The 25,527-nt window shown below is 73.0% G+C and carries 20 protein-coding genes; 8 read left to right on the forward strand and 12 right to left on the reverse strand.

The genetic code is table 11. From position 1 onward, the window contains the following. Positions 1-140 precede the first annotated feature (140 nt). The 3 genes from J5Y04_RS19220 to J5Y04_RS19230 all read left to right on the forward strand — a co-directional run bounded on the left by J5Y04_RS19220 (position 141) and on the right by J5Y04_RS19230 (position 5,029). The gene (locus J5Y04_RS19220) at positions 141-986 is read left to right on the forward strand and encodes a DegV family protein (protein ID WP_209413295.1); all 846 of its coding nucleotides are present in this window, start codon (positions 141-143) and stop codon (positions 984-986) included. Between the two features lie 561 nt (positions 987-1,547). Then, positions 1,548-2,297: a ComEA family DNA-binding protein gene (locus J5Y04_RS19225; protein WP_209413296.1), complete on the forward strand. Its 750-nt coding sequence runs from the start codon at positions 1,548-1,550 to the stop codon at positions 2,295-2,297. A 71-nt stretch (positions 2,298-2,368) separates the two neighbouring features. Beyond that, on the forward strand, positions 2,369-5,029 hold the full coding sequence (locus J5Y04_RS19230) for a ComEC/Rec2 family competence protein (protein ID WP_209413297.1): 2,661 nt from the start codon (positions 2,369-2,371) through the stop codon (positions 5,027-5,029). A 313-nt stretch (positions 5,030-5,342) separates the two neighbouring features. Here J5Y04_RS19230 and J5Y04_RS19235 read toward each other — a convergent pair whose 3' ends face one another. After that, the gene (locus tag J5Y04_RS19235) at positions 5,343-5,636 is read right to left on the reverse strand and encodes a hypothetical protein (RefSeq protein WP_307853198.1); all 294 of its coding nucleotides are present in this window, start codon (positions 5,634-5,636) and stop codon (positions 5,343-5,345) included. Positions 5,637-5,933: 297 nt separating this feature from the next. Here J5Y04_RS19235 and holA point away from each other — a divergent pair, with 297 nt between their 5' ends. After that, the gene (gene holA, locus J5Y04_RS19240; RefSeq protein WP_148645193.1) at positions 5,934-6,929 is read left to right on the forward strand and encodes a DNA polymerase III subunit delta; all 996 of its coding nucleotides are present in this window, start codon (positions 5,934-5,936) and stop codon (positions 6,927-6,929) included. 180 nt (positions 6,930-7,109) lie between these two features. On the opposite strand, the gene J5Y04_RS19245 is transcribed toward holA, so the two are convergent. The 3 genes from J5Y04_RS19245 to J5Y04_RS19255 form a co-directional block, all read right to left on the reverse strand. Further along, positions 7,110-7,979: a hypothetical protein gene (locus tag J5Y04_RS19245; protein ID WP_209413298.1), complete on the reverse strand. Its 870-nt coding sequence runs from the start codon at positions 7,977-7,979 to the stop codon at positions 7,110-7,112. 453 nt (positions 7,980-8,432) lie between these two features. Further along, positions 8,433-8,699, reverse strand: coding sequence for a 30S ribosomal protein S20 (gene rpsT / locus J5Y04_RS19250; protein WP_209413299.1), 267 nt, complete (start codon positions 8,697-8,699; stop codon positions 8,433-8,435). 232 nt (positions 8,700-8,931) lie between these two features. Then, positions 8,932-9,237, reverse strand: a complete 306-nt coding sequence (locus J5Y04_RS19255) for an antibiotic biosynthesis monooxygenase (protein ID WP_209413300.1) — start codon at positions 9,235-9,237, stop codon at positions 8,932-8,934. A 352-nt stretch (positions 9,238-9,589) separates the two neighbouring features. On the opposite strand from J5Y04_RS19255, the gene lepA reads away from it, so the two are divergent. Then, positions 9,590-11,458: a translation elongation factor 4 gene (lepA, locus tag J5Y04_RS19260; RefSeq protein ID WP_209413301.1), complete on the forward strand. Its 1,869-nt coding sequence runs from the start codon at positions 9,590-9,592 to the stop codon at positions 11,456-11,458. Between the two features lie 254 nt (positions 11,459-11,712). On the opposite strand, the gene J5Y04_RS19265 is transcribed toward lepA, so the two are convergent. The 4 genes from J5Y04_RS19265 to J5Y04_RS19280 form a co-directional block, all read right to left on the reverse strand. Continuing rightward, positions 11,713-12,783 carry an NAD(P)/FAD-dependent oxidoreductase gene (locus tag J5Y04_RS19265; protein WP_209413302.1) on the reverse strand — a complete coding sequence of 357 codons (1,071 nt, stop codon included), beginning with the start codon at positions 12,781-12,783 and terminating at the stop codon, positions 11,713-11,715. Positions 12,784-12,934: 151 nt separating this feature from the next. Then, complete coding sequence (gene sigJ / locus J5Y04_RS19270) at positions 12,935-13,954, reverse strand: RNA polymerase sigma factor SigJ (RefSeq protein ID WP_307853199.1); 1,020 nt, start codon at positions 13,952-13,954, stop codon at positions 12,935-12,937. A gap of 99 nt (positions 13,955-14,053) precedes the next feature. Next, complete coding sequence (locus J5Y04_RS19275) at positions 14,054-15,952, reverse strand: ABC transporter ATP-binding protein (protein ID WP_209413472.1); 1,899 nt, start codon at positions 15,950-15,952, stop codon at positions 14,054-14,056. A gap of 188 nt (positions 15,953-16,140) precedes the next feature. After that, entirely contained in the window at positions 16,141-17,874 is a 1,734-nt protein-coding gene (locus J5Y04_RS19280) for an ABC transporter ATP-binding protein (RefSeq protein ID WP_209413303.1), read from the reverse strand. A gap of 338 nt (positions 17,875-18,212) precedes the next feature. Between J5Y04_RS19280 and J5Y04_RS19285 the strand changes: the two genes are divergently transcribed. The 3 genes from J5Y04_RS19285 to J5Y04_RS19295 are packed head-to-tail and all read left to right on the forward strand — an operon-like array spanning position 18,213 to position 22,021. Next, positions 18,213-20,135, forward strand: a complete 1,923-nt coding sequence (locus tag J5Y04_RS19285; RefSeq protein WP_209413304.1) for a long-chain fatty acid--CoA ligase — start codon at positions 18,213-18,215, stop codon at positions 20,133-20,135. A 58-nt stretch (positions 20,136-20,193) separates the two neighbouring features. Continuing rightward, positions 20,194-21,423, forward strand: coding sequence for a radical SAM family heme chaperone HemW (gene hemW, locus J5Y04_RS19290; RefSeq protein WP_209413305.1), 1,230 nt, complete (start codon positions 20,194-20,196; stop codon positions 21,421-21,423). Between the two features lie 40 nt (positions 21,424-21,463). Next, entirely contained in the window at positions 21,464-22,021 is a 558-nt protein-coding gene (locus J5Y04_RS19295; protein ID WP_209413306.1) for a Uma2 family endonuclease, read from the forward strand. 7 nt (positions 22,022-22,028) lie between these two features. Here the strand turns inward: J5Y04_RS19295 and J5Y04_RS19300 are convergent, their stop codons facing one another. From J5Y04_RS19300 to htpX, 4 genes are all read right to left on the reverse strand, one after another. Further along, positions 22,029-22,856 (reverse strand): DUF3097 domain-containing protein, encoded by an 828-nt coding sequence (locus J5Y04_RS19300; RefSeq protein WP_209413307.1) that lies wholly within the window; start codon positions 22,854-22,856, stop codon positions 22,029-22,031. Positions 22,857-22,876: 20 nt separating this feature from the next. Beyond that, the gene (locus tag J5Y04_RS19305; RefSeq protein ID WP_209413308.1) at positions 22,877-23,656 is read right to left on the reverse strand and encodes a DUF2785 domain-containing protein; all 780 of its coding nucleotides are present in this window, start codon (positions 23,654-23,656) and stop codon (positions 22,877-22,879) included. Positions 23,657-23,748: 92 nt separating this feature from the next. Continuing rightward, complete coding sequence (locus J5Y04_RS19310) at positions 23,749-24,333, reverse strand: hypothetical protein (protein ID WP_209413310.1); 585 nt, start codon at positions 24,331-24,333, stop codon at positions 23,749-23,751. 24 nt (positions 24,334-24,357) lie between these two features. Next, positions 24,358-25,278 (reverse strand): zinc metalloprotease HtpX, encoded by a 921-nt coding sequence (htpX, locus tag J5Y04_RS19315; RefSeq protein ID WP_209413311.1) that lies wholly within the window; start codon positions 25,276-25,278, stop codon positions 24,358-24,360. Positions 25,279-25,527 lie beyond the last annotated feature (249 nt).

Here is a 25,527-nt window from a genome sequence, read left to right on the forward strand (position 1 = left end):
ACCCGGGCCCGGCGCGACGCGGGCCGTGGACTTGAGCGGTTGCGGCCCGGTGGGCCCCGGGTTCCGGGGTGCTCCCGGGCTTGCGCGTGACCCGGTCCGGGCGCTGTCATCCGGGCCGGGCGCGGAGTAACCTCCGCCTCATGCCCGCCGACCTCGCGCTTGTCACCGATTCCACGGCCTATCTGCCGCAGGAGGCCGTCGACCGGTACGGAATCTCCGTGGTCCCGTTGAGTGTCGCGGTCGGCGACACGGTCCTCGCCGAGGGCGTGGAGATCTCGCCCAAGGACGTGGCCGAGGCGCTGCGGGGCAAGCAGCGGGTGACGACGTCCCGGCCGAGCCCCGAGACGTTCGCCGCCGCCTACCGGGCGGCGGTGGAGGCGGGCGCCCGGGGGATCGTCTCGGTGCACATCTCCGGCGAGCTGTCCGGGACGGTGGAGGCGGCGCGGCTGGCTGCCGCCGAGGCGGCCGTTCCGGTGCGGGTGGTGGACAGCCGGCTGGTCGGCATGGCCCTGGGGTACGGCGTGCTGGCCGCCGCCGAGGCGATCGCGGACGGGCGGGAGCTGGCCGAAGTGGCCGAGGCCGTCACCCGGCGTACGGCACTGACCAGTGGTTTCTTCTACGTGGACACCCTTGAGTACCTGCGTCGCGGCGGCCGGATCGGGGCGGCGCGGGCGCTGCTCGGATCGGCCCTGGCGGTGAAGCCGCTGCTGCACCTGGACGGCGGGCGGATCGAGCCGTTGGAGAAGGTGCGGACCGCCTCCCGGGCGATCGCCCGGCTGGAGGAGGTCGCGGTCGAGCAGGCGGGGGAGCGGGAGGTCGACATCGCCGTTCACCACCTGGCGGCCGAGGACCGGGCCGAGCCGCTCGCGGAACGGCTGCGCGGGAGGGTCCCGGGGTTGCGGGAGCTGTACGTGGGCGAGGTCGGCGCCGTGATCGGCGCGCACGCCGGGCCCGGGCTGCTGGCGGTCGTGGTCTCGCCGCGCTGAGGCGACTCGTGGTGGCGTGTGGTGGCAATGCGGTGGCGTGTGGCGTGTGGTGTGAGGTGCGCGTGGTGCGTGGTGCGTGGTGCGCGGGGTCAACTCTGAAGAGCCCTCATCCCTCGTGCGAGTGACCTGATTTATCCACAACCCCCGGGTTTTCCACAGGTCTTCGGCGATTCTCGTGCGGGGTCCGGACCTGCTCCTACCGTGCTCCGCATGACGAGCCTGACAAGCCTGACGAGCATGAGGACCGGCGCGAGGAAGCGCCAGGAGATCAGCGAGACCGCACGCCTGCGGATGGTGGCCCTGCTCCCGGCGGCCGGGGGGTCGGCCGGGGCGGGGGGAACGACGACCACCGGGCCCCCGCCTGAACCGTCGTCCGCTGTGCCGTTGTCCGCTGAGCCGCCGTGCGTTGTGCCACCGACCGCTGAACCGTCGTCCGCTGAGCCCAGCGAGCCGTTGTTCGGGGAGCCGCCTGTGGTGCGGTCCGGGTTGCCGGCCGGTGCGTCGTCGGAACCATCATCGGAGCCGTGGTTCGGTGAGCTGCCTGGGGCGTCGGCGGGTGCGGTGGCAGGTAGCACGGCCACCAAGGGGGCAGCGGCCGCCGGTGGTACGGCCGCGGGCGGTGCGGTGGCCGGTGCGGCGGATCGTGTGCCGTTCCGGTTCGGCCCGGCGGTGGTGCTCGACCGGCGGGCCCTGGCGGGCCTGGTCCTCCTGCTGCTGCTCTCCGCGGGCTACGGCGTACAGCACTTCTGGCTGGCCCGGCCGCAACCGGTCGACGTACCGGGGGTGGCTGCCTCGGCGGAACCGGCGGGGAGTGTTCCCGGGGCGTCCGAGGCAGCCCCCGGTCCGGCTCCGCCCGGTGCGGGTGGCCCGGAGGCAGGCGCCGTGGTGGTGGTCGACATCGGCGGCCGCGTGCACTCGCCCGGCGTGCACACCCTCCCCAGCGGCGCCCGGGTGGCCGACGCCCTGCGCGTGGCCGGTGGCCCGCTGCCCGACACGGAGACCAAGAACCTCAACCTGGCGCGAGTGCTGACGGACGGTGAGCAGATCCTCGTCGGCGACCAGGCCGCACCACCGGCCGGCGGGGCGGGCGCCGGGCCTCCCGCGGCCGCCGGGCCGAAACAGCCGGTCAGTCTGAACCACGCCACCCTCGAACAACTCGACACGCTCCCCGGGGTCGGGCCGACGCTCGCCCAACGCATCCTGACGTTCCGCGCGGCCCACGGCTCGTTCCGTTCGCTCGACCAGCTCCGGCAGGTGAGCGGCATCGGCGAGCGCACCTACGCGGAGATCAAACCGATGCTCACCCTCTGACCGGAGGCCTGGTCCGACCTGCCCCGATGTGCTGACCACCGGTCCATCCCCACCCACCCGCCCGTCGACCCATGAAGGGAGGTGCCGTCATCGCCGCCACCACGGCCGTCGACCTCCGTCCGACCGCCCGTCCTTCCCCAACCCCCTTTCCGGTCAGCGACCTTCGACTGCTCCTGCCTGCCGTCGCGGCGTGGGCCGTCACGGCGGCCGTCCTCGGCCCGGGCGCGGGCCACGGTCTCCTGCTGGTCCTTGCAGCGGGCGCGGCCGCGGTCGGCGCCGTCCTCCTGCTCGCCCGCCCGGGCGTGCGGCGGCGCCGAGGCGCCGGCGTGACGGCGGCCGCGGTCATGCTCACCGGTGCGGCGGCCACCGTCGTGACCCTGCTGCACACCGCCGACCTGCACCGGGGTCCGGTGCCGGCGCTGGCCCGGGTCGCGGGCCCCGCTCCCGCGGTGGACGTCGAGCTGACGATCACCGGCGACCCGAAGACCCACACGTCCCGGACCAGGGGGACGACCGCCGGGCAGGCCGTCCTCACCGTGGACGCCGTGGTGGACCGGGTCACCGTCCTGGCCGGCCCCGAACCGGGGCCGGGGCCGGGCGTCGGCGCGACCAGGACCCGGACCCCGGTGACGGTGCTGGCGCGCGGGCCGGACATCGGCCAGTGGCAGCGGCTGCTGCCGTCGGCCCGGGTGGCCGTCGAGGCCGATGTCCGCCCCGCGGGGGAGGGACACGACGACGAGTCGGCCGCGCTGCTGGTCGCGCACGGGCCGCTCCGGGAACTCGTACCGCCGTGCCTGCCGCAGCGGGTCGCCGGCCGGCTGCGGGCGGGTCTGCGGTCCGCGAGCGACGGGCTCCCGCCGGACGCGCGAGGACTGCTCCCAGGGCTGGTCGTCGGGGACACCTCCCGGCTGCCCGGCGACCTCCTGGACGCCTTCCGGGCCACCGACATGGCACACCTGGTCGCAGTGAGCGGGGCCAACCTCGCGATCGTCCTCGGCGTCCTGCTCGGTGCGCCGGGGCGGGCCGCTACCCCGGAACGGCGTGGCCTGGCAGCTCTACTCGGGCTCTCCCTGCGCACCACCGCGTTGCTCGGCACGGCCGTCACGCTGGCCTTCGTCACCATCTGCCGGCCTGAGCCCAGCGTGCTGCGGGCGGCCGGCACCGGCTTGATCGGCCTGCTCGCACTGGCCACCGGTCGTCCGCGCCAGGCGGTGCCCGCCCTGTCCGGCACCGTCCTGCTCCTGGTGCTGCTCGACCCCTACCTGGCGCGGTCGTTCGGTTTCCTGCTCTCGGTGCTCGCCACCACCGGCCTGCTGGTCCTCGGCCCGCACTGGGCCCGGGCCCTGCGGGCGCGCGGCTGGCCGCACCACCTGGCGGGTGCCGTAGGGGCGACGGCCGCGGCGCAGGCGCTCTGCGCGCCCGTGACGGTGGTGCTGTCCGGGCACATCAGCCTCGTCGCCGTCCCCTGCAACCTGCTGGCCGAGCTGGCGGTGGCGCCGGCGACTCTGCTCGGCTTCGTGGTGCTCGTGCTGGACCCGTTCCTCCCGGCGCCGGCCCGGCTGCTCGCGGAGGTGGCCGGGCTGCCGGCCGGCTGGCTGGCAGCGGTGGCCCGGCACGGCGCCGACCTGCCGGGAGGCCGGCTCTCCTGGCCGGGCGGACTCCTCGGTACGGTGACGCTCGCCCTGGCGACCGTGGCGCTGTGCTGGACGGTGCCGCTCCTGCTGCCCCGGCGTACGGCCGCGACCGGCCCGCGCGTTCGCCGCGGTTGGATCCGGCCGGTGGTCGCGGGCCTTCTCCTCCTCGTCCTGCTGGCCGTGCTGCTGCGCCCGCCCCTGCTCACCCGGCTCGCGACGGGCTGGCCGCCCCCGGGGTGGCGGCTGGTCATGTGTGACGTGGGGCAGGGCGACATGCTGGTGCTGCCGGTGACCTCGGACGGTGGCGCGGCCACGGACAGCGCGGTGGTGGTCGATGCCGGTCCGGACCCGCAGGCGGCGGACCGTTGTCTGCGCGACCTCGGGATCACCCGGGTTCCGCTGTTGCTGCTGACCCACTTCCACGCCGATCACGTGGAGGGCGTGCCAGGGGTGTTGCGGGGGCGCGCGGTCGGGGCGGTCGAGGGGACGAGTGTGAACGATCCGCCGGGCGAAGCGGCCCGGGTGACCGGGTGGGCGGCGGCCGCGGGAATTCCCGTGCTGAGGGCCCGGCGGGGTGAACGGCGGTCGGTCGGGCCTGGCTTGTCCTGGCAGGTGGTCTGGCCGGAGGCCGAGCTGCCGGGTGATGCGACCGGAGCCAACAACGCCAGCGTCGCGCTGCTGGTGACCGTCGCGGGCGGGCTGGAACTGGCTCTGCTGGGTGATCTCGAACCGCCGGCGCAGTCGGCGTTGTCGGGGAGATTGGGAAGCGGGGTCAAGGTGGACGTTCTGAAGGTGGCCCATCACGGCTCGGCGCATCAGGACTGGGGCCTGGCCTCGGCCCTGCGCCCTCGGCTGGCGTTGATCTCCTGTGGCGAGGGCAATCCGTACGGCCATCCGTCGGCGAGGACGGTCGACCACCTGCGTGCCCTCGGTGCGACGGTGCTGCGCACGGACCGTGCCGGTGACATCGCCGTGACGGGTGACACCCCGGCGCGCCTCGGCGCCGTGGTCCACCCGCAGGATGCCGAGGCCCTGCACGGTTCCCGCGCTTCCCGTCCGCTCCACCCGGTGGGCGGGCCGCGCGGCCCGCCCACCTGAGCGCCTCCTCCGGCTCACTCGCTCTCCCTCCCCACCGGGAGGAGGGGACAGGGCAGGCAGGGCGCGCGAGGGACGGGTGCATGAGGAGGGGGCACGTGCGAGGACGTGGCTCAGATGGCGCGCCGGCCCCGGGCAGTGCCCGGGACCGGCGCGGAAGCGGCGTGATGGCCGTGCAGAACGGTCCGGAACCGTCCGCCAAGGTCCAGAATTGTCCGGCCGTGAAGCCGAGAGGGAGCGCGAAGCCGAGAGGGAGGGAGCGGGCGGGGCGATGGCAGAGAGGCCAAGGCACCGCCAGGCCGCCGGGCGGTGAGGGTCAGCCCTCTTCGCGCCAGCCGTCGGCCTCGGCGGCGATGGCGTCGAGGGCACGCAGATGGCCGGGGGTCCAGCCGTCCTCAGGGGGTTCCACGACCACCAGCCACTGGGCGTCCTCGGCGTCGTCCTCGCCGGCCAGGGCGTCCCGGACGATTTCCAGCTCGCCGAGGTCGGGGTGGTTGGCACTGAGCTCCTCCGCGGCCTCCTCGGCGGCGTCGCGGTCGGGCAGGACGAGGAGCTGCCGGGCGTTCGGATCGAAGGCGTCCGGCTGGTCGATGGTGTGGTCGTCGGTCACCGGTCCATTCTCCAAGGCGCTCCCGCGGGCGCGGCGCCCACCCCCTGGACGCCCCTGTCGCCCAGTAACCAGCAACTAGAACCCAGCGCGCCGCACCCCACCCCGCACCCAGCGCGCCGCACCCCCGAGTCCGCACCCCCGAGTCCGCGGCCCCGCACCCAGCGCCCCCGCACCCCTGAGCCCGCACCCCTGAGCCCGCACCCCTGAGCCCGCGCCCTGCGCCCGCGCCCTGCGCCCGCGCCCTGCGCCCCGCTGGCCGGGCAGGCCTGTCCGTGCCGCGTGGGATGCTGGTACGCGATGGCCAGGAAGAGTGCACCCGATGACCTGCTCGCCCCGCTGACCCTCGCGGTCGGTCAGGAGGAGCTGCTGCTGGACCGCGCGGTCGCCCAGGTGGTGGCGGCGGCGAAGGCGGCGGACCCGGACACCGACGTACGTGATCTCGCGCCCGGGAGCCTCCAGCCCGGCAGCCTGGCCGAGCTGACCACGCCCTCGCTCTTCGCCGAGCGCAAGGTGATCGTGGTCCGCGCGGCCCAGGACCTCGGCGCCGACTCCGTGAAGGAGGTCAAGGCGTACATCGAGGCCCCGGCCGAAGAAGTGATCATGGTGCTGGTCCACGCGGGCGGCGCCAAGGGCAAGGGGTTGCTGGACGCGGGGCGCAAGGCCGGCGGCCGCGAGGTCGCCTGCGCGAAGCTGGCCAAGGCGTCGGAGCGGCTGGCCTTCGTGAAGGGCGAGTTCCGGACGCTCGGGCGGTCGGCGACCCCGGAGGCGTGCCAGGCGCTGCTGGACGCGCTCGGCAGCGACCTGCGCGAGCTGGCGGCGGCGTGCAGCCAGCTCACCTCGGACGTCGAGGGCACGATCGACGACACGGTGGTGGCCCGCTACTACAGCGGCCGGGCCGAGGCGACCGGCTTCGAGGTGGCGGACCTGGCGGTCACCGGCCGGGCCGCCGAGGCGCTGGAACGGTTGCGCTGGGCGCTGGCCGTGGGGCAGCCGCCGACCGGCATCACCTATGCGCTGGCGTCCGGGGTGCGCAGCATCGGCCGGCTGGCCACCACCGGGCGGAACATGCGCCCGGCCGACCTGGCGCGCGAGCTGGGCATGCCGCCGTGGAAGGTCGACCGGGTCCGCCAGCAGATGCGCGGCTGGACGGGCGACGGCGTGGCCACCGCCCTGACCGCGATCGCGCAGGCGGACGCCGCGGTCAAGGGGGGCTCCGACGACCCGGCCTACGCCCTGGAACGCGCCGTGGTCGCCGTCGCCCGGGCCGCCCGGGCCGGCTCCCGCCCGTACTGAGCGGCGAGGGAACGGCCAGGGCTGCGAGGGAACGGCCAGGGCTGAGAGGGCGCAAAAGCAACGGCGAGGACGGCGAGGGGGCGGCCGGCGCGGAGCAGACCGGTACGGGCGGGAGCGGCAGGTCCGGGGCGAGGTCCGGGGCGTGCCCCGAGCGGGCCGGGCAGAAGCCCCCGCCCCCGCCTACTTCCCGCCGATCGCCTTGAGGATGTCCCGGGTGTCGTCGAGCATGGCCCGCCGGACGGTGTCGCGCTCCAGCGTGGCGTCCTTGCCGAGCTGGTAGTTGTCGGTCCAGTAGAGCGAGAACGTCATGCCGCCGTCCCTGACCACGAGGTAGTAGTTGATGTCGTGGAAGGTCTTGTCGGAGCTGGTCGGCTCGTCGCCGTACGCGTAGTACGCCTCCTGGCCGAGGTTCGGCACGTCGGCGATCTCGAACTTCTGCTGCTCGAAGTAGTGCCGGGTGGCGGCGTACTCGGGCGAGGAGTCGACGGCCTTGTGCAGCTCGACGCGGATGTCGAGGGTGGCGTAGTCCGGCGTGTCGCTCCCGCTGACGGAGCGTTTCATCAGGGCGTAGCACCGCATGATGTCCATGGAGTCGCTGCGGCCGGTGTGCTCCAGCGGGTAGTTGTCCACCATCTTGTACTTCTGTCGGAACGCGGTGAGTTTGCCCGCCTCGCAGATCTTGTCGATGGCGTGGTACCCGTGGATGCTCTGCGCCGAGGAGTGGCCCTGCACCATCCGGGGCACGACGGCCACGGCGCCGGACCAGACGACCGAGGCGAGGATGGCGCCCACGAACGCCCAGACGGCGTTGCGCCGCAGGTTCCCGCCCTTGCGGCCCGTCCCGCCCGCGCCGCCTGACCCGCCGGGCCCGCCGGCCGGCCCGGACGGGGTCGGCGGCAGTCCGGGGGAGGTTGGCGGCAGTCCGGGCGAGGAGGGCAGCCCGGGCGGCGGGCCGAACCCGGGTGCGCCCGCCGGCCGCGGTTGCTGCTGCGGGAAGCCGGTGAACCCCGGCCCGCCCTGGGCCGGCGGTGGTGGCGGTGACGTCGCCATAGGTGGTCCCCCCTGGGCCTTCGAGGCCTTCAGTGCTTCCGTGCATTCGGTGGCGTCGTTGAGACCGACGAATCCAGCGGAACAGCGAATTCGAGCTGTGACGAGTCCGGCGACGCGCCTTCGCCGAAGTCGGGCGCTGCCGAGGCCATGCGTTGCCGAAGCGGCTGCCGAAGCAGTCCGCGTACTCGCCGTACGGCGCCTGCCGCCGAGGAGGCCGCCGCGACCGTGATCCCGGAACCGCCGTGACCGACCATAGCGGTCGGACCACAGAACGCGACAGGCGCCGCAGCAGCCTCTGGGGAGAGGTCCGCTGCGGCGCCTGCCGTACTGCCTTTGCACCGCACCCGCGTGGCGAACGCAGGCCGCGTACGGTGCGAGTCTCGATTCTCACCTCGGGGGTCCGGGTAGAGGGCCGGTTCGTCCCGAGGGGGTGGGGCCGGTGGCCCCGGGGCGTCAGGCCTGGACGGCGTTGACGCGCTTGGTGATGGCCGACTTCTTGTTGGCGGCCTGGTTGGCGTGGATGACGCCCTTGCTCACGGCCTTGTCGAGCGCCTTGGAGGCGGCACGGGCCAGCACGACGGCCTTCTCGGTCTCGCCGGCGGCAGCAGCCTCACGGGCCTTGCGCAGAGCGGTCTTCAGCGAGGACTTGGCGGCCTTGTTGCGCAGGCGCGCCTTCTCGTTGGTCTTGTTGCGCTTGATCTGGGACTTGATGTTCGCCACGAAAGTGCCTCAGTCTTGTGTGTAAACGGTTTGAACGGGCTGCACCGCGCGGCCGTCGGACCAGCTGAGAGGGCATGCCGAGGCCAGGTGCAGCGGCCAACGCTACCAGGGGCGCAGCCCCCGCCCCAAACCGGTCGGCCGCCGACCGGCCTGTCGGGCGGCCCCGTCGGCCGGCCTCCCGCCGTGAGCCGTCCGGGGCCGGCGGGGCGGAGCAGGGGTGGCAGCGGCCGGATCAGGCCCGGAGCACCGGCTCGCCGTAGTGCTCGACCTCGGGGAACGGCGCGTAGAAGCGGTGCAGCAGCTCCCGCCAGCGACCGTACTCGGCGGAGCGGCGGAACCCGTCCGTGTGGTCCTCCAGCCGCTCCCACTCCACCTGGAGCAGGAAGCGCGACGTGTGGCCCTCGTCCAGGCAGCGCCGCAGTTCCAGCGAGCGGAAGCCGGGCTGGACCGCGATCAGCGGCCGGGCCTGCGCGAAGGCGGCGAGGAAGGCCTCCTCCTGGCCGGGGACGACATCGAGAAGCGCGCTTTCCAGGATCATGCGACCGCATCCTGCCGCAACTCCGGGCACCCGGGAGGTGCCGTCCGGCTCTCGGGAGACGCTCTCCGGTCCCCAGGGCGCCCTACCCGTCCGACTCAGCGCCGTCCGACTCCCTGCGGCAGCACCTTCCGGCATCCCGGGGCCGGCACCTCCGACGCCCCGGGGAGGTGCCGTCAGCACCCCCAGGGAGGCACCGTCCGGCGTCCGGGGAAGAACCGAACGGCGGCGCACGTCGTGCTCGTGGGAGTATGGGAGGAACTATTTCGATCGGACGACTGTCCGGTCCCCGGGAAGCCGGTCAGCGATGACCCGGACGCACCCGGCCCCCGGACCAACGGAGAATCGGACCAAGGTGCCCGCGACCCCCAGCAATGTGCCAGAGCCCAGCCGTACCGACCCGGCGCTGATCCGCAACTTCTGCATCATCGCCCACATCGACCACGGCAAGTCGACGCTCGCAGACCGGATGCTCCAGATCACCGGTGTGGTCGACCCGCGGCAGATGCGTGCCCAGTACCTCGACCGCATGGACATCGAGCGCGAGCGCGGCATCACCATCAAGTCGCAGGCCGTCCGCCTCCCGTGGGCGCCGAAGACCGGGGCGAACGCCGGTACGACGCACATCCTCAACATGATCGACACCCCGGGTCACGTGGACTTCACGTACGAGGTGTCCCGCTCCCTCGCGGCCTGCGAGGGCACCATCCTCGTGGTGGACGCCGCCCAGGGCATCGAGGCGCAGACCCTCGCCAACCTGTACCTGGCGCTGGAGAACGACCTCACGATCGTCCCGGTGCTCAACAAGATCGACCTGCCGGCCGCCCAGCCGGAGAAGTACGCCGCGGAGATCGCGCACATCATCGGGTGCGACCCGTCCGACGTGCTCCAGGTCAGCGCCAAGACCGGCCTCGGCGTCGAGGACCTGCTCGACCACATCGTGAACACCATCCCGGCCCCGGTCGGCGTCAAGGACGCCCCGGCCCGCGCGATGATCTTCGACTCGGTGTACGACTCCTACCGCGGCGTGGTCACCTACGTGCGTGTCGTGGACGGTCAGCTCACCAAGCGCGAGCGGATCGCGATGATGTCGACCGGCGCCACCCACGAGCTGCTGGAGATCGGCGTCATCTCGCCCGAGCCGAAGGTCGCCGACGGTCTCGGCGTCGGCGAGGTGGGCTACATCATCACCGGTGTGAAGGACGTCCGGCAGTCCAAGGTCGGTGACACCATCACCTCGATGCACAAGGGTGCGACCGAGGCGCTGGGCGGCTACAAGGACCCGCGCCCGATGGTGTTCTCCGGCCTCTACCCGCTGGACGGCTCGGACTACCCGCTGCTCCGCGACGCCCTGGACAAGCTGCGGCTGAACGACGCCGCGCTGGTCTACGAGCCGGAGACGTCGGTGGCGCTGGGCTTCGGCTACCGCTGTGGCTTCCTCGGCCTGCTGCACCTGGAGATCATCCGGGAGCGGCTGGAGCGCGAGTTCAACCTCGACCTGATCTCCACCGCCCCGAACGTGGTCTACCGCGTGGTGATGGAGGACGGCTCCGAGCACACGGTCACCAACCCGAGCGAGTTCCCGACCGGCAAGATCGCCGAGGTGTTCGAGCCGGTCGTGCGCGGGACCATCCTGGCGCCGAACGAGTTCGTCGGCGCGATCATGGAGCTCTGCCAGTCCCGCCGCGGCAACCTCCAGGGCATGGACTACCTCTCCGAGGACCGGGTGGAGCTGCGCTACACCCTCCCCCTCGCGGAGATCGTCTTCGACTTCTTCGACCAGCTGAAGTCCAAGACCCGCGGCTACGCCTCGCTCGACTACGAGCCCATCGGCGAGCAGAGCGCCAGCCTGGTGAAGGTCGACATCCTGCTGCACGGCGACGCGGTGGACGCGTTCTCCGCGATCGTGCACAAGGACAAGGCCTACAACTACGGCGTGATGATGGCGGGCAAGCTGCAGAAGCTGATCCCGCGCCAGCAGTTCGAGGTGCCGATCCAGGCGGCCATCGGCTCCCGGGTCATCGCCCGTGAGACGGTCCGCGCGATCCGCAAGGACGTTCTCGCCAAGTGCTACGGCGGTGACATCTCGCGTAAGCGCAAGCTGCTGGAGAAGCAGAAGGAAGGCAAGAAGCGGATGAAGATGGTCGGCCGCGTGGAGGTGCCGCAGGAGGCCTTCATCGCCGCGCTGTCCACCGACGCCGAGGCGCCGAAGGAGAAGAAGTAACCGACGGCGCACGAGGGGCCCGGGGCGAACCGCCCCGGGCCTCCGGCATGTCCCGGGCCCTCGACACCCGCCCCGACCCCTCGGCACGCGCCCCGGCCCCTCGGCACGTCCCGGCCACTCAGCACGCGCCGACCACTCAGCACGCGCCGACCTCTCGGCACCCGCCCCGACCCCTCGGTACGTCCCGGCGCACCGGGGGGTGCGTGGTCAGCGGCCGGCGGTGCCGTGGCTCCGGCACCGCCGGCCCGTCGGGGTCACCGCAGGGACCACACCACGCCGTTGACGATGAGCGCCTTGATCAGCCGCCCGGTCAGGCCGGTGAGCACGGTGGGCCGCATCGAGTCGTCGCCGTGGATCAGCTGGACCATCCCGTCCCGGCGGCCGAGGCTCAGGCACTGCACCGCGTACCGGAACGCGAAGGGCTTGTCGGCGCCCCCGGCGAGCAGCCCGCCGAGGTAGCGGCCCATCGGCAGGGCGGTGGCGCAGCTCATCCGCAGGGTGCCGGTGCCGGGGACGGTGACCTCGGCGGCGTCGCCGATCACGTGGACGTCGGGGTGCGAGACCGAGCGCAGGTGGTCGTCGACCACGGCCTGGCCGGCCGCGTTGACGGTCAGACCGGCCTCGGCGGCCAGCGGGTGCGGCTCCAGGGCGGCGGCCCAGGCGACCAGGTCGGCGGGGATCCGGCCGGCGGTGGTGTCCAGGCCGGCCGGGTCGACGGCGGTGACGGTGCTCTGCTCGTGCACCTCGACGCCGAGCCGGGCCATGACGTCCAGGATGTGGCGGCGGCCGCGGGCCGAGAGCCAGCCGCCGACCTGGCCGGCGGCGACGATCCGGACCGTCCAGCGGGGGTGGGCCTCGGCGATCTCGGTGGCCAGTTCGATGCCGGTGGCGCCGCCGCCGACCACGGCGACGGTGCCCGGGCGGTCGGCGGCGCGCAGGCGTGCGCCTAGTTCGGCGGCCCGCTCGGCGGGGTAGGCGTGCTCGGCGGCGCCGGGGACGCCGTGCCAGGCGGTGCGGCTGCCGAGGGCGTAGACCAGGGTGTCGTAGGGGATGGTCTCGCCGGTGTCCAGCATGACCTTGCGGGCGTCGAGGTCGAGGGCGGTGGCGCGCGCCGGGATGTGCCGCACGCCGCGGCCGCGGACCACCTGGGCGACGGTCGGCCGCTGCGCGGGGTGGCCGGCGGCGGTCTCGTGCTGGCGGACGCGGTGCAGGAAACGGGTCTCGGGGGCGACCAGGGTCACCCGGTTGCGCCGCCCGCCCGCCCGGGCCGCCGCGGCCAGCCCCGCGTAGCCGGCGCCCAGTACGACGATCTGCTTCTCGGCCATGTCGTCCGCCTCCTCCGAAGCGCCCTCTCGAAGCGCCCGCTGCGTTCTGCGTTCGCTGCGGGCCTGCGCCCGCCGCGTTTTCGGGAAGGGGACGACGTGGCCGCCCGGACCGTGACAGTGACCTGCATCACGTTCTGGATGCGGGGTCGGGTCAGCCGGCAGCCGGTGCGATCCGGCTCAGCTTCTCGGGGTTGACCACCACGTAGGCCTCGGTGATCCGGCCGTCGGAGACGGTGAAGGCCAGCACGCCGCCGACCGCGCCGGACTCGTCGATCCAGAGCAGGCCCGGTTCGCCGTTGACCAGCGCGAGGTCGAGGCGCATGCGGGGGGTGAACCACTTGGCGATCAGGCCGCGGACCAGTCGGGAGACCTTGTCGGCGCCGAACACCGGGCGGGCGCCGGCGCTGACGATGCCGCCGCCGTCGGAGTGCCAGACGATGTCCGGGTCGAGCACGGAGAGCAGGCCCTCGATGTCGCCGCGGGTGGTCGCGGCGGCGAACGCCTCCACCGCCTGCCGGTGCTCGGAGGGGTCGGCGGTGGCGCGGCGTCCGCCGTCCTTCACCCGGCGCCGGGCCCGGGAGGCGAGCTGGCGGGTGGCCTCGGGGGAGCGGTCGAGCGAGGCGGCGATCTCGTCGAAGCCGACGGAGAAGACGTCGTGCAGCACGAACGCGGCGCGTTCGGCCGGGGTCAGCTGCTCCAGGACGGTGAGCAGCGCCAGGGAGACCGACTCGCCGAGCTCGGCCAGCTCGGCGGGGGAGGCGGGGGAGTCCTGGTAGGAGACGGCCGGCTCGGGCAGCCACTCGCCGAAGTAGGCCTCCCGGCGGGCCCGCGCGGAGCCGAGCTGGTCGTAGCAGAGCCGGGTGACGACGGTGGTGAGGAAGGCCCGCGGGTCGGCGACGGTGGAGTGGTCGACGGACCGCCAGCGCAGCCAGGCCTCCTGCAGGACGTCCTCGGCGTCGCTGAACGAGCCGAGCAGCCGGTAGGCGACCGAGCCCAGGTAGCGCCGGTTCGCCTCGAAGGCGTCCGGGCCGGTGGTCGGGCCGAGGTCCGGGTTCGTGCCTGGGCCGGTGGTCGGGTTCGTACCCGGGTTCGTGTCCGGGCCGGTGGTCGGGTTCGTGCCCGGGATCGCGTCCGGGCCGGACACGGCCGCAGCCGACGGGTCGTCACTCACGGGCCCCACGGTAGCGCCCGCCACCCGCAAGACGAAGAGCCGGAGGAGGACGTCGTGACGCCGACGTCCCCCTCCGGCTCCTCCGCCGGGCGTGACCGGTCAGTCGACCTCGGCCACCGCCTCGGCGAACTGCGCCTTGTACAGCCGCGCGTACGCGCCGTCGGCGGCGATCAGCTCGTCGTGCGTGCCCTGCTCGACGATCGAGCCGCTCTCCATCACCAGGATCACGTCGGCGTCCCGGATGGTCGAGAGGCGGTGGGCGATCACGAAGCTGGTGCGGCCGGTGCGCAGCCGGGCCATGGCGCGCTGGATCAGCACCTCGGTACGGGTGTCGACCGAGCTGGTGGCCTCGTCCAGGACGAGGATCGACGGCTGGGCGAGGAACGCCCGGGCGATGGTGATGAGCTGCTTCTCGCCGGCGCTGACGCCGGTGCCCTCGTCGTCGATCTTGGTGTCGTAGCCGTCCGGCAGGGTGCGGACGAAGCGGTCGACGTGCGCGGCCTTGGCCGCCTCGACGACCTGTTCGCGGGTGGCGCCGTCGGCACCGTAGGCGATGTTCTCGGCGATGGTGCCGCCGAACAGCCAGGTGTCCTGGAGCACCATGCCGATGCCGGAGCGCAGGTCCTCGCGGGACATCGCGGCGATGTCGACCCCGTCGAGGGTGATCCGGCCGCCGCTGACCTCGTAGAACCGCATCAGCAGGTTGACCATGGTGGTCTTGCCGGCGCCGGTGGGGCCGACGATGGCGACGGTCTGCCCGGGCTCGACCTTGAGCGAGAGGTCCTCGATGAGGGGCTTGTCGGGGTCGTAGCGGAAGGAGACGTCCTGGAAGGCGACCCGGCCGCGGACGGCGTCGGGGCGTTCCGGCATGGCCGGCTCGGGGGTCTGCTCGGGCGCGTCCAGCAGTTCGAAGACGCGTTCGGCGGAGGCGACGCCGGACTGCACCAGGTTGGCCATGCTGGCGACCTGGGTGAGCGGCTGGCTGAACTGCCGCGAGTACTGGATGAAGGCCTGGACGTCGCCGATCGACAGCGCGCCGCCGGCCACCCGGAGCCCGCCGACCACGGCGACCAGCACGTACTGCAGGTTGCCGATGAGCATCATCGCGGGCTGGATGATCCCGGAGATGAACTGGGCCCGGAAGCTGGACTCGAAGAGCGACTCGTTGTGCTCGCGGAAGGTCTCGGCGGACTCCTTCTGCCGGCCGAAGACCTTGACCAGGGCGTGCCCGGTGTACATCTCCTCGATGTGGGCGTTGAGCTGTCCGGTGGACTTCCACTGCTGGACGAACTGCGGTTGTGCCCGCTTGCCGACCTTGGTCGCCACGACCACCGAGAGCGGCACCGAGACCAGCGCGATCAGGGCGAGCAGCGGCGAGATCCAGAACATCATGGCCAGCACGCCGACGACGGTGAGCAGCGAGTTCACCACCTGGCCCATGGTCTGCTGCATGGACTGGCTGATGTTGTCGATGTCGTTGGTGACCCGGCTCAGCACCTCGCCGCGGGGCTGCTTGTCGAAGTAGCTGAGCGGCAGCCGGGCGAGCTTGGCCTCGACGTCCTGGCGCAGCCGGTAGCCGGCCCGCTGGATGGCGGTGGTGGCCAGCCGGCCCTGGACGATGCCGAAGAGGGCGGAGGCAACGTAGATCGCCAGCACCCAGAGCAGCACGGTGCCGATCGCCCCGAAGTCCATGCCCTGGCCGGGGGTGAAGTCGATCGAGGAGAGCAGGTCGGCGACGCTGCCGTCGCCGCCGGCGCGCAGGCCCGCGACGACCTGCTCCTTGGAGGTGCCGGCCGGGAACTTGGCGCCGACGACGCCGGCGAAGATCAGGTCGGTGGCGTTGCCGAGGATCTTGGGGCCGGTCACGGCGCAGCCGATGCTGAGCACGCCGAGGGCGAGGACGCCGGCGAGCAGGTTGCGTTCCGGGCGCAGCAGTTTGAGGACGCGCTTGCCGGAGCCCTTGAAGTCCATCGACTTCTCGGCGCCCTGGCCGCCCATGAACCGGCCGGGGCCGGCCGGGCCGCGGCGGGCGGCGGCGGACTGCGAGTCGCTGCGGGGTTCGGCGGGGGCCGCGCCGCCGGGGCCCGCCTTGCCGGTTCCGGCGGGCTGCGCCGGGCCCTTCGTCAGCGGCGTCAGCCCGTCCGGGGCGCCGTCCGGGGTCTTCTCCGGGGTCATCTCCGGGGTGGTCACGCCGCCTCCTGCTCGGTGAGCTGGGAGAGCACGATCTCCCGGTACGTCGGGTTGCCGGCCATCAGCTCGCCGTGGGTGCCGCTGCCGACCACGGCGCCCTCGTCGAGGACGATGATCCGGTCGGCGTCGCGGATGGTGGAGACGCGCTGGGCGACGATCAGCACGGTGGCGTCGGAGGTCTCGCGGGCGAGCGCCTTGCGGAGCCGGGCGTCGGTGGCGTAGTCGAGCGCGGAGAAGGAGTCGTCGAACAGGTAGACGCCGGGCTTGCGGACCAGTGCGCGGGCGATCGCGAGGCGCTGGCGCTGGCCGCCGGAGACGTTGCTGCCGCCCTGGGCGATGGGCGCGTCCAGGCCCTCGGGGAAGCGTTCGACGAACTCCCTGGCCTGGGCGACGTCGAGGGCGTGCCAGAGCTCCTCGTCGGTGGCGTCGGGCCGGCCGTAGCGCAGGTTGCTGGCGACGGTGCCGGTGAACAGGTAGGGCTTCTGCGGGACGAGGCCGACGGTCTCGGCGATGGTCTCGGGGGCGAGGTCGCGCACGTTGACGCCGTCGAGCAGGACCTGTCCGGAGGTGGCGTCGATGAGCCGGGGGACGAGGCCGAGCAGGGTGGACTTTCCGCTGCCGGTGGAGCCGATGACGGCGGTCGTCTGGCCGGGGCCGGCGGTGATGTCGATGCCGCGCAGCACCGAGGCCTCGGCGCCGGGGTAGCGGAACTCGACGTCGCGCAGCTCCAGGTTGCCGCGGGCGAGCACGTCGGTGACCGGCGCGGACGGCGGGACGACGCTGGAGCGGGTGTCCAGGACCTCCTGGATGCGTTCGGCGCAGACCTCGGCGCGGGGCACCATCATGAACATGAAGGTGGCCATCATGACGCTCATGAGGATCTGCATCAGGTAGGAGAGGAAGGCGGTCAGCGCGCCGATCTCCATGCCGCCGCTGTCGATCCGGTGCGCGCCGAACCAGAGCACGGCGACGCTGGAGACGTTCACCACCAGCATCACGGTCGGGAACATGAGGGACATCAGCCGGCCGACCTGGAGCGAGACGCCGGTGAGGTCGCCGTTGGCGCCGTCGAACCGGTTCTGCTCGTGGTCGTCCTTGACGAAGGCGCGGATGACCCGGATGCCGGTGATCTGCTCGCGCAGGATCCGGTTCACGGTGTCGATCTTCGTCTGCATGCTGCGGAACTTCGGGCGCAGTGCGCGGACCAGCAGGGCGACCACGATGCCGAGGACCGGGACGACGGCAAGCAGCAGTGCGGAGAGCTGGACGTCCTGGTTGAGCGCCATGATGATGCCGCCGACGCACATGATCGGTGCGGCGACCATCAGCGTGAAGGACATCAGGACCAGCATCTGGACCTGCTGGACGTCGTTGGTGGTGCGGGTGATCAGGGAGGGGGCGCCGAACTGGCCGAGTTCGCGGGCGGAGAAGCTCTGCACCCGGTCGAAGACGGCGGCCCGGACGTCCCGGCCGACGGCCATCGCGGTGCGCGCGCCGTAGTAGACCGCGCCGATGGAGCAGAGCGCCTGGAGCACGGTGACGGCGATCATCACGCCGCCGAGGCGCAGGATGGTGCCGGTGTCGCCCTTCACGACCCCGTCGTCGATGATGTCGGCGTTGAGCGTGGGCAGGTAGAGCAGGGCGAGCGTCGAGACCAGCTGGAGCAGCACCAGCAGGGTGATCGGTCGGGAGTAGGGGCGCAGGTACGCCCTGAGCAGTCTGATCAGCACTGGCACACTCTTGTCGTCGGCGGGGGGATTCGCATCCCGATTCTCGTGCTTTGGTGGACTCGTACAGGCTATTCCCGGTAGTCCGCCCGGATGTTTGTCCAGTCCTTTGCCCGAACGCGCGGCGGGCCGGGCCGCAGGGGGTGCCGCCGGGCTGCACCGGCCGCCCGGCGGGGTGCCAGCCGGGACCGCCCCCTTACGGAATGACCGGTTTCCCCCTAGGCTGCTGACTGCCCCCTTGTTACTCACCGGTACCGCTCCGGTTGCCCGGGGGCCCGGCGACCGCCCCCACGGGAGCCGCGACAGTCCCTCAGACGGCCACCCGCCCCCGGAGGTCCTCGTTGAGTTCCGCGCAGTCCCTGATCGACTCCGGCCGTGACGACATCGTCGCCGGGCGTCCCGCCTCCGTCGCCCACCTGTTCCTGGAGCGGGTCGCCGCCACCCCGGCCGGTGAGGCCTACCGCTACCCCGCTCCCGTGGACGAGCAGGCCGCGGACAGCGCCCCCGGGGCCGAGCAGTGGCGCTCGCTGACCTGGGCGCAGACCGCCGTCCGGGTCAAGGCGGTGGCCGCCGGCCTGATGTCGCTCGGCATCCAGCCCGAGGACCGGGTCGCGCTGGCCTCCTCCACCCGCCTGGAGTGGGTCGTCGCCGACCTCGGCAACATGTGCGCGGGCGCGGCCACGACCACCGTCTACCCGAGCACCAACGCCGACGAGACGGCCTTCATCCTTTCCAACTCCGGCTCCCGGGCCCTGTTCGCGGAGAACGCCGGCCAGCTGGCCAAGGTCGTGGAGCAGGCCGGGAAGCTGCCCGAGCTGCGGACCGTCATCCTCTTCGACGTGCCCGCCACCGCCCCGGAGTCCGGCGGGTTCAACGTGCTCGGCCTCGCCGAGCTGGAGCAGCTCGGCGCCGAGTACCTGGAGCAGCACCCGGACGCCGTGGAGAAGGCCGTCGCCGCGCTCGACAAGGAGCAGCTGGCGACCCTGATCTACACCTCCGGCACCACCGGCCGCCCCAAGGGCGTGCGCCTGGTGCACGACTGCTGGGCGTACGAGGGGCGTGCCCAGGAGGCGAGCGGGCTGCTGGCCGCCGACGACGTCCAGTACATGTGGCTGCCGCTGTCGCACGTGTTCGGCAAGACGCTGATCTCCGGCCAGATCGCCACCGGCCACGTGATGGCCCTGGACGGCCGGGTCGACCGGATCATCCACAACCTGCCGGTGATCCGGCCCACCGTCATGGCCTCGGCGCCGCGCATCTTCGAGAAGGTCTACAACGGCATCGCCGGCAAGGCCCGGGCCGAGGGCGGCGCCAAGTACAAGATCTTCCTCTGGGCCGCCAAGGTCGCCCGCGACCACGCCCGCACGGCCCAGGCCAACCGGATCGCCACCGGCCGCGACAGCGTGCCGTTCGCCCTCGGTGTCCAGCACGCGCTGGCCGACAGGCTGGTGTACTCCAAGATCCGCGCGGCGTTCGGCGGGCGGATGCGCGGTGCCGTCTCCGGCAGCGCGGCCCTGGCCCCCGAGATCGGCTACTTCTTCACCGGCGCGGGCGTCCCGATCCTGGAGGGCTACGGTCTCAGCGAGACCAGTGCCGGCTCGACGGTCAACCGTGCCGAGGACGTCCGGATCGGCACCGTCGGGCGCCCGCTGCCCGGGACCGAGGTCCGGATCGCCGAGGACGGGGAGATCCTGCTCCGCGGCCCCGGCATCATGCGCGGCTACCACGACCTGCCGGAGAAGACCGCCGAGGTGCTGGAGGCGGACGGCTGGTTCCACACCGAGGACATCGGCGAGCTCTCCCCGGACGGCTTCCTGCGGATCACCGACCGCAAGAAGGACATGTTCAAGACCTCCGGCGGCAAGTACGTCGCGCCCAGCGAGGTCGAGGGCAAGTTCAAGGCGGTCTGCCCGTTCGTCAGCAACGTCCTGGTGATCGGCAACGGCCGCAACTACTGCACCGCGCTGATCGGCCTGGACGAGCCGGTGATCATGCCCTGGGCCGCCGAGCACGGCCTGGCCGGCAAGTCCTACGCCGAGGTGGTCGCCGACCCGCAGGTGCACAAGCTGATCGAGGGCTTCGTGCAGCGGCTCAACGCCGACCTCCAGCGCTGGCAGACGATCAAGAAGTTCCACCTGCTGCCGCGCGACCTCGACGTCGAGCACGGCGAGCTCACCCCCAGCCTGAAGATCAAGCGCCCGGTCGTCGAGAAGACGTACGCGGACGCCGTCGCCGGGATGTACGCGGGCGCCAACGAGGCCTGATCCGCCGCCGTCCCGTACGGCCCGCGTGGTTGCGCGGGCCGTACGGGACAATGGGGTCATGCCCTCCGCACTCCCCGACGGCGAACCCGTGCCGTCCGACGGTTCCCTGCCCGCGCACGCCCTCGCCGGGCTCGGGTCGCGGCCGTTCGGCTTCTACCTGCACGTGCCGTACTGCGCGAGCCGCTGCGGCTACTGCGACTTCAACACCTACACCGCCACCGAGCTGCGCTCCTCGGGGGCGGTCGCCTCGCAGGAGACGTACGCGGACAACGTGGTCGCCGAGATCCGGCAGGCCCGGAAGGTGCTCGGCACCGCGGACCTCCCGGTGCGGACCGTCTTCCTCGGCGGCGGCACGCCCACCCTGCTGCCCGCCCGGGACCTGGTGAAGATGCTCGCCGCGATCCGCGACGAGTTCGGGCTCGCCGACGACGCCGAGGTCACCACCGAGGCCAACCCGGAGTCCGTCGACCCGGCCTACCTCGCCGAGCTCCGCGCCGGCGGCTACAACCGGATCTCCTTCGGCATGCAGAGCGCCCGCCCGCACGTGCTGCGACTGCTCGACCGCCACCACACCCCCGGCCGTCCCGAGGCCTGCGTCGCCGAGGCCCGTGCGGCCGGCTTCGAGCACGTCAACCTGGACCTCATCTACGGCACCCCCGGCGAGTCCGACGACGACTGGCGGGCCTCCCTGGACGCCGCGATCGGCGCCGGCCCGGACCACGTCTCGGCCTACTCGCTGATCGTCGAGGACGGCACCAAGCTGGCCGCCAGGGTCAAGCGCGGCGAGCTCCCGATGATCGACGACGACGTGCACGCCGACCGCTACCTGATCGCCGAGCAGGCGCTCGCCGCCGCCGGCTACTCCTGGTACGAGGTCTCCAACTGGGCCACCACCCCCGAGGGCCGCTGCCGCCACAACGAGCTGTACTGGACCGGCGCCGACTGGTGGGGCGCCGGCCCCGGCGCGCACAGCCACGTCGGCGGAGTCCGCTGGTGGAACGCCAAGCACCCCGCCGCCTACGCGCAGGCCCTCGCGGAGGGCCGCACCCCGGCCCAGGGCCGTGAGGTGCTCGCGGACGAGGACCGCCGGGTCGAGCGCATCCTGCTCGAACTGCGCCTCGCCGAGGGCATCCCGCTCACCCTCCTGACGGGGACCGGCCTGGAGGCCGCCGGCCGCCACCTCGCCGACGGCCTCCTCGCCGCGGAGCCGTTCGCCGCCGGTCGCGCCGTCCTAACCCTCCAGGGCCGCCTCCTGGCCGACGCCGTCGTGCGTGACCTGGTGGACTGAGGGCCGTTAACGTGGTGCCAGCCGTCGGAGGGAATGCGCGATGACCGCCATCGATGACCGGATGACTGGGATCTTCGAGAACCTGGAGGTTCCGGAGGGCTTCAAGGCCGAGCTCATCAGGGGGGAAATCGTGATGACGGCCGGGCCGGACACGGCCCACAACCTCATTGTCGAGTCGATCGTCGACCAGATCCCGCGCACTCGCTGGCACCGCCTTCAGACGCAGGACGTGGCGTTCCCCGCCGATGCGAGCGAGCCCCAGCCGGACCTGGTGGTGATCGAGCGGGGGGCTGTCGAGGGGCCCGGGCGACTGGTTCCTGCGCCCGCCGTGACACTGGTCGTCGAGGTGGTGTCGAAGACCAGCGTGCTGCGTGACTACCGGACCAAGCGGGAGCTGTACGCGGAGGGCGCCGTTCCGGCCTACCTGATCGTCGATCCGATCAAGGGGCTCTGCGTGCTGCTCACCGAGCCGAGCCGGGCGGCCGCTTCGGGGCTGCCGGACTACGTTGCCGAGCGGACCACCAAGTTCGGCGAGCCCGTGCCGATCGACCTGCTCGGTGTCGTCCTCGACACCGCGGAGTTCCGGACCTACGGCTGACCCGCTCTCACTCCGGCAGCGTCACGAAGTCGATCAGTTCCTCGACACGGCCCAGCAGGGCCGGCTCCAGGTCCTTGTAGGAGTCCACCGACGACAGGATGCGCTTCCAGGCGGCGGGGGTGTCCACGGGCCAGCCGAGGCGGCGGCAGACGCCCTCCTTCCAGACCTCGCCGCGCGGCACGTCCGGCCAGGCGGGGATGCCGACGGAGGCGGGCTTCACGGCCTGCCAGACGTCGACGTAGGGGTGGCCGACGACCAGCACCGCGTCCCCCGTGACCCGGGCGGCGATGCGGTGCTCCTTGGTGCCGGGGAGCAGGTGGTCGACCAGGACGCCGAGGCGCCGCCCCGGGCCCGGGGCGAAGTCGGCGACGATCGCGGGCAGGTCGTCGACGCCCTCCAGGTACTCGACCACCACGCCCTCGATCCGCAGGTCGTCGCCCCAGACCCGCTCGACCAGCTCGGCGTCGTGCCGGCCCTCGACGTAGATCCGGGACTCCCGGGCGACCCGGGCGCGCGCGCCGGGGACGGCCAGCGAGCCGGAGGCCGTGCGGCCGGGGCCCTTCGCGGGGGCCGGGCCGGCGGGCCGGACCAGCGTGACGACCCGGCCCTCCAACAGGAACCCGCGCGCCACCATGGGGAAGACCCGGTGCTTGCCGAACCGGTCCTCCAGCGTGACGGTGAAGCCCTCGGCGGTCTTCTCGCAGCGCACCACCGCGCCGCAGAAGCCGGTCGCCGCCTCCTCCACCACGAGGTCCCGTTCGGCGGGCACCTCCGGGGCGGGCTGCTGCCGCTTCCACGGCGGGGTGAGGTCTGGTCCGTACTCGCGGCTGCGCATTCCCCGGAGTCTACGAGGCGTCAGCCCGTGAACGGCGAGTTGACCACCAGGAGCTCGGCGATCCGCGCGCGCAGGGCGGCGGAGTGGTGCACCGTCAGCGGCTCGGCGCCGCGGGCCGGGCGGACGCCCCGGTCGGCGAGCACGTACACCGCCCGCAGGGTCCGCAGGGTGTTGGAGAGGGCCGCGGCGACGCCGGGGGCCGTCGCGGTGGGGCGGCGCGGGGGCTGGGCGGCGATCGGGTCGAGCCAGGCCAGCGCCTGCCGCTCGGTCAGCCCGGGCCGGGTGAGGACGAGGGCGACGGCGCGGCCGAGCCGGTCGTCCTCCATGGCGTCCCAGACGTGGTCGGTGGGGGCCAGCAGCCGGGCGGCGGCCAGCTCCAGCAACGGCTCGGGGTCGGTGACCAGCGGGCTGCGGCCGAGGGCGGCCAGCAGGTCGGCGCCGTGCGCGACCGCGTGCAGCCAGCCGAGCTCCCGGTCCCACCCGCGCAGGTCCGTCTCGGCGGGGTACCAGCGGGCGAAGGCCTCCAGCCAGGCGGGGCGGTAGGCGCCGGCGTCGACGAGCTCGGCGAGGATCAGCGGGGCGAAGGTCCGGGCCTGGATCTCGGGGTCGGCCAGCCGTTCGGCCATCTCGTCGCCGAGCGCGTACAGCTCCGGCGGCGCGAGGAGCGGGATCCAGCGGCACAGTTGCTCGTAGGCCAGGCTGTCGCGGGTCTGCGGGTCGGGGGAGCGCAGTGCCCCGCTCACCGCGGCCAGCAGCTCGGGGGAGGGCTGCGCGGTCTCGATCTCGGTCCAGTTGATCACGGCCGGACCCTAGGGCGCCCCCGGGTCCGCGGGCCAGCGAATTACGGCCGGCCGCCCGGCCGTCACGGGCCGGATCGTCACGGGGCCGGCTGTCACAGGCCCGGCGCGCCCCAGACCGGGAACCAGCGGGTGAGGTCCTTCTCCAGCCGCAGGTCGTTCCCGAGCATGGCGTTGACCTGCAGTTCCAGCGGGCTGTTGCGCTTCTCCCCGCCGCCCGGCACCGGCGCGAACGGGTAGAACGTGCCGCGCTTGTACAGGTAGACCAGGGCCAGTGGCCGCCCCTCGGGGTCGCGGAAGGCGACCAGCGAGCAGAGCAGCTGCGGCCCGAAGCCGTTCGCCTCCAGCTCGCTGTTGACCGCGTGCAGGTCGTTGACCAGGTCCGGCAGCTCCTCGGGGCTGTGCCGGGCGAGCAGCCAGGAGTAGCCGTACGCGTCCTTGGAGGCCTCCACCGGGACGCCGCCGCGCCCGGCGTCGGCGTCCAGCAGCGCCCGCACCTGCCGTTCGACCTCGCCGAAGGCGCCGCCCTCGACGGAGGCGAAGCAGACCGACCCGACGCCGGTGGGCCGGAACCCGGCCGCCGCCTCCAGGGTCAGCGCGGCCGACGGCACGCCGAACAGCTGGTCGAGGTCGGGCCTGACCGGCTTGGTGCGGCCGAACAGCGTGTCCAGGAATCCCACGGCGGTCCCCTCCGGAGGGTGGTGTCAGTGGCCGAGCCCGGCCGACATCTTCGCGAGCTGCTCCAGCCTCCGCTCCAGCGACGGGTGGGTGGAGAGCAGCTGCGTGGCGGCGTCCCGGGCGCTCAGCGCCGGGGCGAAGTAGAAGGCGTTGTACGGCTGCGCCTGGCGCAGGTCCTTGGTCGGGATGGCGGCGATCTGGCCGGTCACCTTGGTCAGGGCCGAGGCGAGCGCGCTGGGCCGGCCCGTCAGCTGGGCCGCCGCCCGGTCGGCCGCCAGCTCGCGGTAGCGGGAGAGCAGCCGGGTCAGCAGGAAGCTGATCGCGTAGACCACCACCGACACCAGCGGGATGATCAGCGCGATGATCGCCGCGTTGGAGTCGTTGTTGTTGCGGCCGCCGCCCATGAAGCCGCCGTACATCGCGATCCGGGTCATCGCCCCGGCCAGCACCCCGAGGAACCCGGCGATCGTCATCACCGCGACGTCCCGGTGGGCGACGTGCGACAGCTCGTGCGCGAGCACGCCCTCCAGCTCCTCCGGCTCCAGCCGCCGCAGCAGCCCGGTGGTCACGCAGACCACGGCGTTCTGCGGGTTGCGGCCGGTCGCGAAGGCGTTCGGCATGTCGTTGTCGGCGACCGCCACCCGGGGCTTGGGCATGTCGGCCAGTGCGCAGAGCCGGTCGACGGTGCCGTGCAACTGGGGGTACTGCTCCGGGGTGACCCGGTGCGCGCCCATCGCCCGTTCGGTGATCCGGTCACTGAACCAGAACTGGGCCACGAACAGACCGCCGGAGAGCAGCACGATCAGCGGCCAGGCCCCGCGCAGCAGCACGATCAGCAGGCCGGTGAATCCGACGTACAGCAGCCCGATCACGAACATCGTCCCGACCATCCGGCCGGTCAGGCCGCGGTCCGGTGCGAAGCGGGTGTGCTGGCCCGAGGTCGACATCTCTGCTCCTCTGTTCGCCGTCCGCTATCGATGCTCCCACCCGGACGGGCGCGGGGCATCACCCGCGCGCCGCGGAGTGCGGGCAGGATCACTCCCGCCGGGCCGTTCCTGCCGTCGGACCCGGGCCTTACACTGGCAGGTACGGTTCTGGCACTCGTGTGTTCAGAGTGCCAAAGCCGGGGCCCGCCATCGGGGCCCGCAGCAGGACGAACGGACACATGTCACATCGGACAACGTGCGAAGACGGAG

This window comes from Kitasatospora sp. RG8 (assembly GCF_017813315.1).
Lineage (GTDB): Bacteria > Actinomycetota > Actinomycetes > Streptomycetales > Streptomycetaceae > Kitasatospora.